Raw genomic sequence first — 15,549 nt, forward strand, 5'->3', positions numbered from 1 at the left:
CGGCACTGCGCCTAGCGCAGCCCGGTCTCCATGCGGCTGATGACCATGCGCTGGATTTCGCTGGTCCCTTCGTAAATCTCGGTAATCTTGGCGTCGCGGAAATAGCGCTCCACCGGCAGTTCTTTGCTGTACCCCATGCCGCCATGGATCTGCACCGCCTGGTGGGCGATGAACATGGCCGTTTCCGAAGCGAACAGCTTGGCCATGCTGGCCTCGGTGGTGTAGCGACCGCCGGACGCCTTCGCGCGCGCCTTGGCGCAGGCCGCGTTAAGCACCAGCAGTCGCGAGGCCTCCAGCCGGGTCTTCATGTCGGCAATCTTCGACTGGATCATCTGGAACTCACCGATGGGGCGGCCAAAGGCCTGGCGCTCCTGCACCCAGCCCACGCAGGCCTCGTACGCCGCAGTGGCAATACCCACCGCCTGCGCAGCGATACCGATGCGGCCGGCGTCGAGCACGCCCAGCGCAATTTTGAAGCCCTCGCCTTCCTCGCCCAGCCGGTTCTCCACCGGGCAGCGATAGTTCTCGAACTCGATCTCGCAGGTGGCCGACGCGCGAATGCCCAGTTTTGGCTCCGTCTTGCCGCGAACGAAACCCTCTGCCTCGGTATCGACAACGAACGCGGTCACACCGCGAGCGCCGGCTTCCGGGTCCGTCAGTGCAAACGCCAGGACATAGCGCGCCACCGGTCCGGAGGTGATCCACGACTTCTTGCCGTTGAGCACGTAGTGACTGCCGTCGTCAGCGAGCACGGCGCGCGAACGCATATTGGCCGCGTCGGAGCCGGATTGTGGCTCGGTCAGCGCGTAGGCGCCAATGGCCTCGCCCGAGGCCACGGGCGTCACGAAAGCCTGCTTCTGCGCCTCGGTGCCGTATTTCAGGATGCCGTGGCAGTACAGCGTGTTGTTGACCGACATGATGGTGCCGTGCGCGGCATCGGCGGCGCTGATCTCCATCATCGCCAGCACGTAGCTGACCGGGTCCATTCCGGCACCGCCGTATTCCTCGGGCACCTCGATTCCCATCAGGCCGAGCTCACCCATCTGGGCGATCGTTTCGGCAGGAAACTGGCCGCTGGCATCAAAATCGGCGGCAATGGGCTGGATGGCGGACGTGGCGAAATCTCGGGCCGCAGATTGGATCATCTGCTGCTCTTCGGTAAGGGTGAAATCCATGTAACACCTTGACTCGTGGGCATGTGAAAAGGTGAGCGGATTATAGTGCTTAAGGTGCGCGACCGCATTGATAGCGGTCACATTGGAGCCCGGCCCCACGGCGCGCATTGACGCTGTGGCCCGTTACCGCTAACCTTAATCTATCTCTGAATCTTGATAGAAAGATATATTCGCCGCCATGGGCACCGAACTGGATCTTGAAAAGGCCTCGCAACACTGCCGTTTGCTGGCGGACAGCACGCGCCTGCGGCTGCTGCTGCTACTCGACCGCGAGGAGCTCAGTGTCGCCGAACTGGCCGCCATTACGCAACTGGCGCAACCACGCGTGTCCACGCACCTGGCCAAGCTCAAGGAAGCCCAACTGGTGGCGGACCGCCGTGATGGCGTGTCGGTGTACTACCGCATGGGCGCCGACCCGCGCGATCCGGCACTGGCCGCGTTGTGGGCAATCCTGCGTGAAGGCACGGATGACCCGCTGGTGCGCATGGACCGCGAGCGCATTCCGCAGGTCCTGGCCGCCCGGACCGGCAACGGCAACTGGGCGGACGCCGTGGCCGGCGACATGGAACGACATTACTCGCCGGGCCGAACCTGGGAAGCCACCGGCCGCGCGTTGACCCGGCTGCTGTCACTGGGGGACGTGCTGGACCTGGCCTCGGGCGACGGCGCGCTGGCCGAACTGCTGGCCGGCCAGGGCGACAGCATCACCTGCCTGGACATCAGTGAGCGTGTGGTCACCGCCGGGCGTGAGCGCCTGGCCGATGTGAGCAACGTGCGCTTCGAACACGGCGACATGCATGACCTGCCCTTCGACGACGCCAGCTTCGATACCGTGCTGCTGACCCATGCGTTGACCTATACCGACCGCGCACCACGGGTTTTCTCAGAAGTCGCCCGGGTACTGCGCGCCGGCGGCCGCCTGCTGGCCATGACCCTGCAGGCCCACGACCACGAAAAAGCCGTTGCCCCCTATGGCCACGTCAACCTGGGATTTTCCACCACGCAGCTGAAAACGCTGTGCCGCGAAGCCGGGCTTGAGCTGGACCAGTGCGACATCGCCGCCGTGGAGAAACGAACACCCCATTTTGAAGTGCTGTCCCTGCTGGCGCACAAACCCCGGAACACCGACTGATGAGCACGACACTCCCCTGGCTCCACCCCGAACGCGCCGAGGCGCTGGTCGCCGCACTGAAACAGCGAATCCTGGTGCTGGACGGCGCCATGGGCACGATGATCCAGACCCTGGGCCTGGAAGAGGACGACTACCGTGGCGAGCGTTTCACCGCCGCCGCCCTGCCCCAGCGTGGCAACAACGACCTGCTGACGCTGAGCGCGCCGCAGCATATCCTGGACATCCACCGCGCCTTCCTGGATGCCGGTGCCGACCTGCTGGAAACCAACACCTTCAACTCGACGTCGATCTCGCAGGCCGATTACGGCATGGAGCCGGAGGTGTACGCCCTGAACCGCGATGGCGCCGCGCTGGCACGGCAGGCCGCCGACGAGTTCACTTCGAAGACCCCGGACAAGCCGCGCTGGGTGATCGGCGTGCTGGGTCCGACCAACCGCACGGCCTCGCTGTCGCCGGACGTGAACCGTCCGGATTTCCGCAATGTCACCTTCGAGGAACTGCGCGTGGCCTACACCGAGGCCGCCGAGGGCCTGGTCGAGGGCGGCGCCGACGTGCTGATGGTGGAAACCATTTTCGACACGCTGAACGCCAAGGCCGCGCTGTTCGCCATCGACGAAGTATTCGAGCGCCTGGGCGCGCGCCTGCCGGTGATGATTTCCGGCACGATTACCGATGCCAGTGGGCGTACGCTGTCCGGCCAGACCGTGGCCGCGTTCTGGAATTCGGTGCGCCATTCGAAGCCATTGTCGGTGGGCCTGAACTGCGCCCTGGGCGCACCGGAACTGCGACCGTGGGCACAGGAGCTCAGCCGCGTGGCCGAGTGCGCCGTCAGCGCCCACCCCAATGCCGGCCTGCCGAATGACCTGGGCGAGTACGACGACACGCCGGAAAACATGGCGGCCATCCTGCGCGAGTTCGCCGAAGCCAACATGCTAAACCTGGTCGGCGGCTGCTGCGGCACCACGCCGGACCATATCCGCGCGATTGCGGAAGCCGTGGCGGATGTGAAGCCCCGAAAAGCGCCGGAGCCGTCACCGTTCTGCCGCCTTTCCGGACTGGAACCGCTGACGCTGACCCCGGACCTGAACTTCGTCAACGTCGGCGAGCGTACCAACGTCACCGGTTCGGCCGCCTTCCGTCGCCTGATCAAGGCCGACGATTACGAGGCCGCCGTCGAGGTCGCGCGCCAGCAGGTTGAAAACGGAGCCCAGGTCATCGACGTCAATGTCGACGAAGGCCTGCTGGACGGCGTCGCCGTCATGACCCGGTTCCTCAACCAGATCGCCTCCGAGCCCGATATCGCCCGCGTGCCCGTGATGGTCGATTCCTCGCGCTGGGACGTGCTGGAGGCGGGCCTGGCCTGCCTGCAGGGCAAGGGCATCGTCAACTCCATCAGCATGAAAGAAGGCGTGGAGCCATTCATCGAACAGGCGAAGACCATCCTGCGCTACGGCGCGGCGGTCATCGTCATGGCGTTTGACGAGGAAGGCCAGGCCGACACCGTGCAGCGCCGCATCGATATCTGCGAGCGGGCCTGGAAAATCCTCACCGAGGAGGTCGGCTTCCCACCCGAAGACATCATCTTCGACCCCAACATTTTCGCCATCGCCACCGGCATGAGCGAGCACGACCGCTACGGCGTCGATTTCATCGAGGCCACGCGTGAGATCAAGCGCCGCTGCCCCGGGGCGATGATTTCCGGGGGCGTCAGCAATATCTCGTTCTCGTTCCGCGGCCAGGACCGCGTGCGCGAGGCCATCCATTCCGTGTTCCTGTACCACGCCATTGCCGCGGGCATGGACATGGGCATCGTCAACGCCGGCCAGCTGGAGGTCTACGATTCCATCGACCCCGCGCTGCGCGAGGCTGTCGAGGACGTGGTGCTCGCGCGCCGCGAAGACGCCGCCGAGCGGCTGCTGGAGATCGCCCAGGACTTCCAGGGCAAGCGCGAGGACGCCGGCGATGCGCTGGCCTGGCGCGAACTGCCCGTGGCCGAGCGCCTGCAGCACGCGCTGGTCAAGGGCATTAACAGCTTCGTCGAGGAAGACACCGAGGAGGCACGGCAGTCCGCCGCGCGCGCCCTGGATGTCATCGAGGGCCCGCTGATGGACGGCATGAACGTGGTTGGCGACCTGTTCGGCGACGGCAAGATGTTCCTGCCCCAGGTGGTCAAGAGCGCGCGAGTGATGAAGCAGGCCGTGGCCGTGCTGATCCCCTACATCGAGGAAGAGAAGAAACGCTCCGCCGAACCCGACCGCCAGGCCCACAAGGTATTGATGGCCACCGTGAAGGGCGACGTCCACGACATCGGCAAGAACATCGTCGGCGTGGTGCTGCGCTGCAACCACTTCGATGTCATCGACCTGGGCGTGATGGTGCCGGCCGAGAAAATCCTCGACACGGCCGTGGCCGAGAACGTCGACGTGATCGGCCTGTCCGGCCTGATCACCCCGTCGCTGGAGGAAATGCGCCTGGTGGCCGCGGAAATGAAACGCCGCGGCATGAGCCTGCCGCTGATGATCGGCGGCGCCACCACCTCGCGCATGCACACCGCGCTGCGCATCGACCCTGAATACGACCACGGTGCCTTCTGGGTGAAAGACGCCTCGCGCGCCGTCGGCGTGGCCCGCAAGCTGGTCGAGCCCGCCAACCGCGACATCTACAGCCGCGAGACCGCGGCCGAGTACGAGACACTTCGACAGCGCCGCGCCGCCGGCAGCAAGCGCCGTCCGCCGGTGTCGCTGAAAAAGGCACGCGCCAACGCGTTCAAGCCCGACTTCCACGCCCACCCGCCGGTCGCCCCGGCGCGGCCCGGCCTGACCGTGTTTGAGGACTACCCGCTGGACGACCTGCTGGACTTCATCGACTGGACGCCGTTCTTCCAGTCCTGGGAACTGGCCGGGCGCTACCCCGCCATCCTCGAAGACAAGGTGGTCGGCGAGACCGCCAGCAGCCTGTTCAACGACGCCCAGGCCATGCTCAAACGCGTGGTCGAGGAGCGCTGGTTCACGGCCCGTGCCGTGGTCGGCATCTACCCCGCCGCCGCCGAGGGCGACGACGTTTTGCTGTACACCGATGACACCCGCTCAGAGGTGCTGGAGCGTTTCAGTTTCCTGCGCCAGCAAAAAGACAAGGCCCAGGGCCAGCCGCATTTCTGCCTGGCCGATTTCATCGCCCCGGAGGACGCCGGCGTGCACGACTGGATGGGCCTGTTCGCAGTGACCGCGGGGCTGGGGATCGAGAAACACGTCAAGGCCTTCGAAGACGCCAACGACGACTATTCGGCCATCCTGCTGAAAGCGTTGGCCGACCGCCTGGCCGAGGCCCTGGCCGAGCGCATGCACCACCGCGTGCGCCGCGAAATCTGGGGCTACGCCGCCAGTGAGTCACTCAACAACGAGGCGCTGATCGACGAGCAGTACCAGGGCATCCGCCCCGCCCCCGGCTACCCGGCCTGCCCCGAGCATAGCGAAAAGCGCAAGCTGTTCGACCTGCTCGACGCCGGCACCAACGCCGGCATGACCCTGACCGACGGCTACGCCATGCTGCCTGCCGCCTCGGTTTCGGGCTACTACTTCGCCCATCCCGACAGCCAGTACTTCGTGGTCGGCAACATCCTCGAAGACCAGGTCATCGACTACGCTGCCAGAAAAGGCGTATCAGCAGACGACGTCAAGCGGCTACTCCCCCACAACCTTGGGTGACGCGTTACGCGTGACGCGTGACGGAAAAACATCGCAGGCTGTGAGGGTTTAGTCACGTAGGGCGGCGTAGCCGCCCGGGTCACGCGTCACGCGTTACGCGTAACCCGTTACCAAACGAGGTCGTCGGGTACCGGGTGGTCGCCGTCCGCGTCATCGGCAGCGGCGGCGAGTTCGGGGACATGATCGGGTGATATGGCCTTCGCCTGCTCGGCGACTTCGGCCTTGACCAGGTGGTAGTTGCCACGCAGGAACACCAGTCCGAGTTCACCGGCATTGAGTGCGGCCAGTTGCTCCGACGTGACCAATACGCTGCGGATGCGATCCTTGTAGAGGAAATTTCGCTTGAGCTCGGCCTTGGGGTCGTTCAGGCGGTTGGCTTCGACCAGCGCCTTGATCTCGCCATTGATTCGACGGCGCTCTCGTTCGATTTCCAGCTTGCGGGCCTTTGACTCGGCGACCGCTTGCTTCTCATCACGCGCCTTCAGCTTCCAGGCCTGGTCGAGCGAGATCTCGCCGCCCTTGCCGCCAGGTTTTGCGGCGGCCGCTTTCCCACCCGCCTTACCGCGGGCATGACGAGACTTTCCGGATGGCTTACGGCGTTTCGGTTTTGGCTTGTCTTCGGCCAGGCCCAGCGCGATCAGCTGGTCTTTCAGGGAATCACTCATCGTGCACTAACAGTCTTGCGTGTTCAGGGGCGTCCGATCGCATAGTAAGTGAAGCCGCGTCCGCGCACCACGTCCGGAGACCAGATATTGCGACCATCGACCAGCACCGGCGCGGCCATGGTTTCGGCCAGGCGGCGGAAGTCGGGCGCCCAGTACTGGCGCCACTCGGTGACCAGCGCCAGGGCCTCGGCTTGCTCGGCAGCCTCGTAAGGGTTCTCGTGCAGCACCAGGCGCGGCTCATCGGGATACAGGCCCGCGACCACGTCCCTTGCCTTCGGGTCATGGGCGTGGATCGTGGCGCCCGCTTCCAGCAGGGCATCGATCACCACCAGCGCCGGCGCCTCGCGCGTGTCATCGGTATTCGGCTTGAAGGCCAGGCCCCACATGGCGATACGCCTGCCGTCCAGGTCGCCGCCAAAGTGTCGTGACAGCAGGTCAAACACCTTGCGCCGCTGGCGATTGTTGACCGACTCCACCGCGTCCAGGATGCGGGTCTCGTAGCCCGCCTCCGAGGCCGTGCGGCAAAGCGCGCGCACATCCTTGGGAAAACAGGAGCCGCCATAACCCGCACCCGGGTAGATAAATGAATAACCGATGCGGGGGTCTGAACCGATGCCCAGCCGGACCTTCTCGATATCGGCGCCGACGTGCTCGGCGACATTGGCAAGTTCGTTCATAGCGCTGATGCGTGTCGCCAGCATCGCGTTGGCCGCGTACTTGGTCAGCTCGCTGGAGCGGAGGTCCATGAACATCAGCTTTTCGTGGTTTCGGTTGAACGGCGCGTAGAGTTCCCGCAACAGGTCTTCAGACGCTTCGTTCTCGACACCGGCAATGATCCGGTCCGGACGCATGAAGTCACTGACCGCCACGCCTTCGGCCAGGAATTCCGGGTTCGAGGCCACGCTGAACGCCACGTCTGCGCCCCGCGCATCCAGGCGTGCCTGCACGGCCTGGCGCACGCGGTCGCAGGTGCCCACCGGCACGGTCGACTTGACTACCACGAGCAGGGGCTGCTCCAGCCGGTCACCGATCGCTTCGGCCACGGCAAGCACGTAGCTCAGGTCAGCCGAGCCATCTTCACCGGGCGGCGTGCCGACCGCGATCAGCAACACCTCGGCGTGGGCAACGGCCTTGTCCATGGATGTCGTGAATTCCAGGCGACCCTGGCGAAGGTTGTCGACCAGCATGGACTCAAGGCCGGGCTCGTAGATCGTGCACTCGCCGCGTGACAGGCGCTCGACCCGGCTGGCGTCGATGTCCATGCAGACCACGTTGTGACCGACCTGCGAAAAGCCGGCACCGCTGACCAGGCCGACATACCCACTACCAATGACTGAAACTCGCATGACTCAATATGTACCTGTAAAACCTACGGAGTCTAATCCGTGATTGTGACACTAAAGTGCCGGACCCCATCGTGCGACCGGGTCCGGCACCTGTGCTGGGCAATAATCAGGCTGGGATCAGCCGTCGATGCTCAGCAGTTCAACTTCGAAAATCAATGCCGAATTCGGCGGAATCGGGCCGCCGCCGGATTCGCCGTAACCCAGTTCCGGAGAAATGTAGAACTCGTACTTGCTGCCCACCGGCATCAACTGGACGCCTTCGCTCCAGCCCGGGATGACCCGGTCCAGCGCGAACGAGATCGGCTCGTTGCGGGAGTAGGAGCTGTCGAACTCGGTGCCGTCCAGCAGCGTGCCGCGGTAATGCACGGTGACCGAATCGGTCGGGCCTGGCCTGGCGCCTTCACCCGGCTCGATGACCTTGTACTGCAGGCCGGACGCGGTGGTGACCACGCCGTCCTTGCCGGCGTTTTCCGCCAGGAAGGCATCGGCTTCGGCCTTGTTCTGCGCACCCAGGGCGTTCTTCTCGGCGGCCATCGCGGCCTGGCGCTGCTGCACGAAAGCCTCGCGCACGGCCTGCGCCTGCTCCGGCGTCATGGCCGGTTCTTCACCGGAGTAAGTGGTGCGAATCGCTTCAAACAGCGAGTTCAGATCGACGTGCGTGCCCTGCTGGCGCAGTGACTCGCCAATGTCCATGCCGATCATGTAGCCCAGCTTCTGGGCGTCGTTTTCCAATTCCGCGGCGTTGGCGCTCATGGCCAGCGTCAGCGTGGCGGCCGCAAGGCCGCGGACCATCGGTCCTTTCATGAGGGATTGCTCCTGAAACGTGTGAATCGCGCATTGTCGGCGCTCTACCGGCCACACGCAACCGTACAAACAAAAAGACTTGCACGTTGCGCGAATGGTGTTATACTTCACTACAACACCTAATGACATGGACGCATCACGATGCGACGCCTTAAGACATTTCGACGCGAAAGAATCCCTAACATGGTGGCCGCTGCCGCCGTGACGCTGCTGGCCACCGCGGCCATTTTTGGCTCAACACCGAACGGCATTGATCAACTGGAAGCGCACGCGCAGGCCCCGTCATCCACCACGGCGGAGCCCGCCGCCGAGAATGTCGGCGACAACAGCGCCCGCGTCAGGCTGCCGCGCGTCAAACTGCTGCCGTTCCGTCGCGGCTGAAGCTGAATGTCCGCACAGTGGAATGACAGCCAGCCGATTTACTGGCAGCTGAAGGAACGCACGGTGGCCATGATCCTGGATGGCACGCTGGCCGAGGGCGACGCCCTGCCCTCGGTTCGCAGTGTCGCCGCCGAGTTCCAGCTCAACCCCATTACCGTCTCAAAGTCGTACCAGGCCCTCGTTGATGAAGGCCTGGTCGAAAAGCGGCGTGGCCTGGGCATGTTCGTATGCACCGGTGCGCGCGCCCAGCTGGTCAAGTCAGAACGCGACAAGTTTGTTCGCGAGGAATGGCCGGCCATGCTGAACCGCATCGAACAACTAGGCCTGGCACTGGACGACCTGCCACGAAACTCAAAAGACAACGGAGAAGAATGACCATGAGCAACGTCATCGAGGCGCGCGGGCTCAGCAAGCGTTATGGCAAGACCTATGCCGTCAGGGACATCGAGCTGTCGGTGCCCGCCGGCCGCATCGTCGGGCTGATCGGCCCCAACGGCGCCGGCAAAACCTCGGCGCTGAAAGCGATCCTGGGGCTGGCCAGTTTCGAGGGCGACCTCCGGGTCCTGGGCCGCAACCCGGCACGCGAGCGCGCGGCGCTGATGGAAGACGTGTGCTTTATCGCCGATGTCGCGGTGCTGCCGCGCTGGGCCTACGTGCACGAACTGCTGGACGTCACCGAGCGCGTGCACCCGCGTTTCTCCCGCGAGAAATGCATGCACTACCTGTCGACCACCAAGATCACTCCCAGGCACCGTGTGAAGCAGTTGTCCAAGGGCATGGTGGTGCAACTGCACCTGGCCATCGTCATGGCCATCGACGCCAAGCTGCTGGTGCTGGACGAGCCTACGCTGGGCCTGGACATCATCTACCGCAAGCAGTTCTACACCAACCTGCTGAACGACTACTTCGATGAGAACCGCAGCATCCTGATCACCACGCACCAGGTGGAAGAAGTCGAACATATCCTCAGCGACCTGATCTTCATCCAGGATGGCCGCATCGCGCTCGACTGCAGCATGGAAGAAGTACAGTCCCGTTACACCGAGGTGATGGTCAAGCCCGACCACGCCGACGCCGCGCGGGCCCTGGGGCCGCTGAACGAGCGCCAGCTGATGGGCCGGCATATCTTCCTGTTCGACAACGCCAATCGCCAGCAACTGGGCGAACTGGGCGAATTGCACACACCCAACGTGGCCGACCTGTTCGTCGCCATCATGGGCGCCGGCGATGAGTACGCCGCCCTGCGCGCCCAGCAGGCCGCCGTGGCCGGGGGTGCCGCATGAACCGCTTCCTGGCCCTGGTTCGCCGCGAATTCTGGGAAAACCGCATCGCCTTCCGGGCAACGCCCATCGCGCTATTCGGCCTGTACATGGCCGGCGCCGCCATGGCGCTGATCACCTTCAGCTACTTCGACAACGAATTCAGCACCATGAAGGAGGCTGCCCGGTTTATCGCCCAGAGTGACGTCGAGATTCGCAGCCAGGCCGTATGGCTGGCCAACTTTGCCGGATCGACGTTCTTTACCTTCGTCATGGGCATCGTCGTGTTTTTCTACCTGCTCGGCTCGCTCTACGACGACCGCAAGGACCGCAGCATCCTGTTCTGGAAGTCGCTGCCGGCCTCGGACACTCTCACGGTCGCCTCCAAGCTGTTCACGGCGATGTTCGTGGTGCCGACGATCTTCTGGATCGCCTTCGTCGTGACAATGGCGGCGCTGTACGCCATTGCCAGCCTGACCTTCATGTTCGCGGGCGAAAACCCGTGGCCGGTGATCCTGGCTGTCGCCAACCCGTTCAAGGCCTGGGGATACGTCCTCGCCTCTTGGTATGCGCACGCCATCTGGGCCCTGCCGATGTACGGCTGGCTGATGCTGGTCTCGGCGTTCTCGCCGCGCCTGCCACTGCTGTTCGCACTGATTCCGCCCGCGGTGATCGCGGTCCTGCAGATCTGGCTCGACTTCCTGCGCACGTTTACGCTGGAAGCCAACCTGGGCGGCATCCTCTGGCAGTGGTGGGTCGACGCCCCCATCATCAACTGCTGCGGCGAGGAAAACGGCAGCGTCGGCGCCTTCCTGGGCATCCCCATCGATGACCGCTTCGATCACGCGCTCACCATTGGCAACATGCTCGATCGCCTGTTCTCGCTGCCCATGCTCGGCGGCCTGTGCGTGGCCGCCGTGTTCCTGGCCGGCGCGCTCTGGCTACGCAGCCGCGCCACGGACAACTGAGTGACGCATTACGCGTAACGCGTCACTCCTTGATGCCACCGCGGGTGAGTTCGAGGGGGTCGAGCAGGCGGTCGAGGTCGTCGTCGGCAAGGTCGGTGTTGTCGCGGGCGACGTCCTTGATCGGCCGGCCTTCCTTGTAGGCCTGCTTGGCGGTGGCCGCGCCCAGTTCGTAGCCGATCACCGGGTTCAGCGCCGTGACCAGGATGGGGTTGCGCTCCAGGGCATCGGCGATACGGTCGGTACGGACCGTGAAGCCGGCGATGGCGGAATCGGCCAGCACCTTCGAGGTGTTGGCCAGCAGTTCCACGCTCTGCATCAGGTTGTAACCCACCATCGGCAGCATCACGTTGAGCTGGAAGTTGCCGGCCTGGCCGCCCACGGTGATGGCGGCGTCGTTGCCGATCACGTGCGCGCAGACCATGCAGGTGGCTTCCGGGATCACCGGGTTGACCTTACCGGGCATGATCGATGAGCCCGGCTGCAGGGCCGGCAGCTCGATGTCGCCGATACCGGCCAGCGGGCCGGAGTTCATCAGCCGCAGGTCGTTGGCGATCTTCATGAAGCTGCAGGCGATGGTCTTCAGCTGGCCGGAAAGTTCAACGGCCGCGTCCTGTGAAGAGATGCCCTCAAAGTAATCATCCGCGGATTCGAAGCTCACGCCGGTGGCGGCGGTCAACGCGGCGGCCACTTTTGGGCCGAACTCCGGGTGGGCATTGATGCCGGTACCCACGGCGGTGCCGCCCTGCGGCAGCTTGCGGGTGCGCACCAGCGCGCTTTCCACGCGCTCGATACCGGAACGGACCTGGGCCGACCAGCCGCCCAGTTCCTGGCCAAAGGTCACCGGCATGGCGTCCATCAGGTGGGTGCGGCCGGTCTTGACCACTTCATCCAGTTCTTCAGCACGCGCGTCGATCACCGAACGCAGGTGTTCCAGCGCGGGCAGCAGGTCTTCAGTCGCCATCAGCGTGGCGCCCACCTGGATGGTGGTGGGGATCACGTCGTTCGAGCTCTGGCCCATGTTGACGTGATCGTTCGGGTGCACGTCGACGCCCGAGCGGCTGGCGACGTGGGCGATGACCTCGTTGGCGTTCATGTTGGAACTGGTGCCGGAGCCGGTCTGGAACACGTCGATGGGGAAATGCTGGTCCAGTTCGCCGGAAGCGACACGATTGGCGGCGGCGATGATGGCCTCCGCGCGGGCGTCATCGAGCAGGCCCAGGTCGCGGTTGACGGCGGCGCAGGCCGCCTTGACCAGGCCCAGGGCGCGGATGAAACCGCGCGGCACCGGCAGGCCGCTGATCGGGAAATTCTGTACCGCGCGCTGGGTCTGCGCACCCCACAGCGCCCATTCGGGCACCTGCAGTTCGCCCATGCTGTCACGCTCGGTGCGCGTCGCCGTGCTGTTCTGATCGCTCATCTGGATAGCTCCGTGTCCTGTTGGCTGGCGCGGCGGCGATCAAGGCCAAAAAACCGCGCCGGGAAACCCGTCATTATAGTCGGATTCCGTGGCCGAATTGGGTACGCGGTGGTGCCGGGCGAGCCGCCGAAGGTGTATCATTCGCCCCTTTGCGAGACCTTCTCCATGGACCTTTCGTCGCTTACCGCCGTCTCTTCCGTCGACGGCCGCTACGCCGCCAAGACCGCCGACCTGCGCCCCATTGCCAGCGAGTACGGGCTGATCCGTTACCGTGTGCTGATCGAGGTGCGCTGGTTCCAGGCCCTGGCCGCCGATGCCAGCTTCACCGCCCTCCCCACGCTGGACGCTGCGGCCAACGCGTTCCTGGACGACCTGCTGGCGGGGTTCAGCGAGGACGACGCCGCGCGCGTGAAGGCCATCGAGGCGACGACCAACCATGACGTCAAAGCGGTCGAGTATTTCCTCAAGGAGCGCTTCGCCGAACGAGACGACCTGGCCGCGGCCAGCGAGTTCCTGCACTTTGCCTGCACTTCCGAGGACATCAACAACCTGGCCTACGCGCTGATGTGCGCCGAGGCCCGAGAAGCGGTGCTGCTGCCGAAGCTGGCCGAAATCGACGCCGCGCTGCTGGCGCTGGCCGGCGACAACGCCGAGCTGCCGATGCTGTCGCGCACCCATGGCCAGACCGCGTCGCCCACCACGCTGGGCAAGGAAATGGCCAACGTGGTGGCGCGCCTGCGTCGCCAGGTGGCGCAGCTGGAAACCCAGCCCGTGCTGGGCAAGATCAACGGCGCCGTCGGCAACTACAACGCTCACCTCAGCGCCTGCCCGGATATCGACTGGCCGGCGTTCTCGAAGGCCTTTGTCGAGTCGCTGGGCCTGGAGTGGAACCCCTACACCACGCAGATCGAGCCGCATGACTGGATGGCGGAGTATTTCCAGGTACTGACCCGCAGCCACACCATCATGGTGGACCTGGCCCGTGATATCTGGTCATACATTTCCATCGGCTACTTCCGCCAGAAGACCGTCGCCGGCGAAGTCGGCTCCTCGACCATGCCGCACAAGGTCAACCCTATCGATTTCGAAAACGCCGAGGGCAACCTGGGCGTCGCCAACGCCCTGCTCGAGCACCTGGCCATGAAGCTGCCGGTCTCGCGCTGGCAGCGTGACCTGACCGACTCCACCGTGCTGCGCACCATCGGCACGGCACTGGGCCACGCCCTGATCGCCTATGCCTCGCTGCTGAAGGGCCTGGGCAAGCTCGAGGTCAACGCGCCGAAGCTGGCCGAGGACCTGGACGCCGCCTGGGAAGTGCTGGCCGAACCCATCCAGACGGTCATGCGCCTGCACGGCGTGGAAAACCCCTACGAGCAGCTGAAAGCGCTGACCCGCGGACGCGCCATCGACGCGGCCTCGCTGGCGGCGTTCGTCGACGGCCTGGACATGCCTGAAGCCGCGCGTGAGCAGCTCAAGGCGCTGACGCCGGGCGACTACACCGGCCTGGCCGCCGCGCTGGCACGGGACCTGGCGAGCGGGCAATGAGCCAGGCGCTGGGCGGCCTCGACCCGGCGACGTTCCTGGCCGGGCACTGGCAGCGCGAACCGCTGCTGGTTCGCGGCGCATTCCCCGGTTTCGAGCCGCCCATCGACGCCAATGACCTGGCCGGGCTGGCCTGTGAGCCGATGGCGGAGTCGCGAATCATCCGCGGCCCGCTGGCCGACGGTGGCTGGACACTCGAGCACGGCCCCTTCGAAGAGGACATCTTCGATGACATCGGCGACCGCGACTGGACGCTGCTGGTCACCGACGTCGAAAAGCACTATCCCCCGCTCGCCGAACTGCTGGCCGCCTTCGACTTCCTGCCCTCGTGGCGGCTCGACGACATCATGGTGTCGTTCGCCGCGACCGGCGGCTCGGTCGGCCCGCACGTTGACCAGTACGACGTGTTCCTGCTGCAGGCCGAGGGGCGCCGGCGCTGGGAGATCGCCCGCGAGTTCGCGCCCGCGCGCCGTGACGACGTGCCCCTGGATATGCTTGCGGGCTTCGAGCCCGAGAACAGCTGGGTCCTGGAGCCCGGCGACATGCTCTACCTGCCACCCGGCGTCGCGCATCACGGCGTGGCCCTGGAGCCCGGCCTGACCTACTCGATCGGCCTGCGCGCGCCCAGCGCCGCCGACCTGCTGGTGGCCACGGGAGAACACCTGGCCGAATCAGCGGACAAGGGCGGCCGCTACACCGACCGGGGCCAGCTGCAGACCGGGTTGCGCAGCGGTGAAATCGATGCCGACGCCCTGCGACGACTGGCCGACACGGCCCGCGATGCACTCGCGTCCGGTGATGAGCTGGACATCGTGCTGGCGCGCTTTATGAGCACTTACCGCCTGGCCCACCAGGCCGCCCCGCCGCCGCAACCGGTGTCCGGCGACGCACTCGCGGCCGCGCTGGCCAGCGGTGCGGCGATCTATCGCAACCCCTGGTCGCGCTTCAACTGGATCGAACGCAATAGGAAAGCCCTGCTATTCGCCAGTGGCGAGCGCTTTGACACGCGCGTTGAGCTGGCAACCGGGCTGTGCCGGGCCACGCCCGAACTGCCCCTGCCACTGCACGCCGAAGATGCGCTGACGGTCCTGGAACTGCTCAACGCCGGCCACCTGGTCCTGGATAGCGGCGAAAGCGACTGAAACCGTTGTTTCGA

At 65.2% G+C, this 15,549-nt stretch carries 13 protein-coding genes; 8 read left to right on the forward strand and 5 right to left on the reverse strand.

Annotated features, from left to right (window positions below; genetic code table 11):
- Nucleotides 1-11 precede the first annotated feature (11 nt).
- Complete coding sequence (locus tag F3N42_RS02745) at nt 12-1,175, reverse strand: acyl-CoA dehydrogenase family protein (protein ID WP_150862846.1); 1,164 nt, start codon at nt 1,173-1,175, stop codon at nt 12-14.
- Between the two features lie 178 nt (nt 1,176-1,353).
- On the opposite strand from F3N42_RS02745, the gene F3N42_RS02750 reads away from it, so the two are divergent.
- Nucleotides 1,354-2,307: an ArsR/SmtB family transcription factor gene (locus F3N42_RS02750; RefSeq protein WP_224784649.1), complete on the forward strand. Its 954-nt coding sequence runs from the start codon at nt 1,354-1,356 to the stop codon at nt 2,305-2,307.
- Nucleotides 2,307-6,011, forward strand: a complete 3,705-nt coding sequence (gene metH, locus F3N42_RS02755; RefSeq protein ID WP_150862847.1) for a methionine synthase — start codon at nt 2,307-2,309, stop codon at nt 6,009-6,011. Before F3N42_RS02750 ends, metH begins: the two co-directional genes overlap by 1 nt.
- A 107-nt stretch (nt 6,012-6,118) precedes the next feature.
- Here metH and F3N42_RS02760 read toward each other — a convergent pair whose 3' ends face one another.
- From F3N42_RS02760 to F3N42_RS02770, 3 genes are all read right to left on the reverse strand, one after another.
- On the reverse strand, nt 6,119-6,676 hold the full coding sequence (locus F3N42_RS02760; RefSeq protein WP_150862848.1) for a DUF2058 family protein: 558 nt from the start codon (nt 6,674-6,676) through the stop codon (nt 6,119-6,121).
- A gap of 23 nt (nt 6,677-6,699) precedes the next feature.
- On the reverse strand, nt 6,700-8,022 hold the full coding sequence (locus F3N42_RS02765; protein WP_150862849.1) for a UDP-glucose dehydrogenase family protein: 1,323 nt from the start codon (nt 8,020-8,022) through the stop codon (nt 6,700-6,702).
- Nucleotides 8,023-8,139: 117 nt separating this feature from the next.
- On the reverse strand, nt 8,140-8,826 hold the full coding sequence (locus F3N42_RS02770; protein ID WP_150862850.1) for an FKBP-type peptidyl-prolyl cis-trans isomerase: 687 nt from the start codon (nt 8,824-8,826) through the stop codon (nt 8,140-8,142).
- Nucleotides 8,827-9,009: 183 nt separating this feature from the next.
- Between F3N42_RS02770 and F3N42_RS02775 the strand changes: the two genes are divergently transcribed.
- The 4 genes from F3N42_RS02775 to F3N42_RS02790 are packed head-to-tail and all read left to right on the forward strand — an operon-like array spanning nt 9,010 to nt 11,434.
- On the forward strand, nt 9,010-9,207 hold the full coding sequence (locus F3N42_RS02775) for a hypothetical protein (RefSeq protein ID WP_150862851.1): 198 nt from the start codon (nt 9,010-9,012) through the stop codon (nt 9,205-9,207).
- Nucleotides 9,208-9,213: 6 nt separating this feature from the next.
- Complete coding sequence (locus tag F3N42_RS02780; RefSeq protein WP_150862852.1) at nt 9,214-9,582, forward strand: GntR family transcriptional regulator; 369 nt, start codon at nt 9,214-9,216, stop codon at nt 9,580-9,582.
- A 2-nt stretch (nt 9,583-9,584) separates the two neighbouring features.
- Nucleotides 9,585-10,490, forward strand: coding sequence for an ABC transporter ATP-binding protein (locus tag F3N42_RS02785; RefSeq protein WP_150862853.1), 906 nt, complete (start codon nt 9,585-9,587; stop codon nt 10,488-10,490).
- Nucleotides 10,487-11,434, forward strand: coding sequence for a hypothetical protein (locus F3N42_RS02790; RefSeq protein WP_150862854.1), 948 nt, complete (start codon nt 10,487-10,489; stop codon nt 11,432-11,434). Before F3N42_RS02785 ends, F3N42_RS02790 begins: the two co-directional genes overlap by 4 nt.
- 22 nt (nt 11,435-11,456) lie before the next feature.
- Here F3N42_RS02790 and F3N42_RS02795 read toward each other — a convergent pair whose 3' ends face one another.
- Nucleotides 11,457-12,851 carry a class II fumarate hydratase gene (locus tag F3N42_RS02795; protein WP_150862855.1) on the reverse strand — a complete coding sequence of 465 codons (1,395 nt, stop codon included), beginning with the start codon at nt 12,849-12,851 and terminating at the stop codon, nt 11,457-11,459.
- Nucleotides 12,852-13,016: 165 nt separating this feature from the next.
- Here F3N42_RS02795 and purB point away from each other — a divergent pair, with 165 nt between their 5' ends.
- Nucleotides 13,017-14,396, forward strand: coding sequence for an adenylosuccinate lyase (purB, locus tag F3N42_RS02800; protein WP_150862856.1), 1,380 nt, complete (start codon nt 13,017-13,019; stop codon nt 14,394-14,396).
- A complete protein-coding gene (locus F3N42_RS02805) occupies nt 14,393-15,535 on the forward strand; it encodes a JmjC domain-containing protein (protein WP_150862857.1) in 1,143 nt (380 codons plus the stop codon). Before purB ends, F3N42_RS02805 begins: the two co-directional genes overlap by 4 nt.
- The last annotated feature ends 14 nt before the right edge of the window (nt 15,536-15,549 follow it).

This window comes from Marinihelvus fidelis (assembly GCF_008725655.1).
GTDB classification, from domain to species: Bacteria; Pseudomonadota; Gammaproteobacteria; order Xanthomonadales; family SZUA-36; genus Marinihelvus; species Marinihelvus fidelis.

Coding starts and splice junctions, on each gene's coding strand:
- F3N42_RS02775 (WP_150862851.1), top strand. CDS start 9,010: ATGGTGGCCGCTGCCGCCGTGACGCTGCTGGCCACCGCGGCCATTTTT.
- F3N42_RS02790 (WP_150862854.1), top strand. CDS start 10,487: ATGAACCGCTTCCTGGCCCTGGTTCGCCGCGAATTCTGGGAAAACCGC.
- purB (WP_150862856.1), top strand. CDS start 13,017: ATGGACCTTTCGTCGCTTACCGCCGTCTCTTCCGTCGACGGCCGCTAC.
- F3N42_RS02750 (WP_224784649.1), top strand. CDS start 1,354: ATGGGCACCGAACTGGATCTTGAAAAGGCCTCGCAACACTGCCGTTTG.
- F3N42_RS02785 (WP_150862853.1), top strand. CDS start 9,585: ATGAGCAACGTCATCGAGGCGCGCGGGCTCAGCAAGCGTTATGGCAAG.
- F3N42_RS02745 (WP_150862846.1), bottom strand. CDS start 1,175: ATGGATTTCACCCTTACCGAAGAGCAGCAGATGATCCAATCTGCGGCC.
- F3N42_RS02760 (WP_150862848.1), bottom strand. CDS start 6,676: ATGAGTGATTCCCTGAAAGACCAGCTGATCGCGCTGGGCCTGGCCGAA.
- F3N42_RS02780 (WP_150862852.1), top strand. CDS start 9,214: ATGTCCGCACAGTGGAATGACAGCCAGCCGATTTACTGGCAGCTGAAG.
- F3N42_RS02795 (WP_150862855.1), bottom strand. CDS start 12,851: ATGAGCGATCAGAACAGCACGGCGACGCGCACCGAGCGTGACAGCATG.
- F3N42_RS02770 (WP_150862850.1), bottom strand. CDS start 8,826: ATGAAAGGACCGATGGTCCGCGGCCTTGCGGCCGCCACGCTGACGCTG.
- F3N42_RS02805 (WP_150862857.1), top strand. CDS start 14,393: ATGAGCCAGGCGCTGGGCGGCCTCGACCCGGCGACGTTCCTGGCCGGG.
- F3N42_RS02765 (WP_150862849.1), bottom strand. CDS start 8,022: ATGCGAGTTTCAGTCATTGGTAGTGGGTATGTCGGCCTGGTCAGCGGT.
- metH (WP_150862847.1), top strand. CDS start 2,307: ATGAGCACGACACTCCCCTGGCTCCACCCCGAACGCGCCGAGGCGCTG.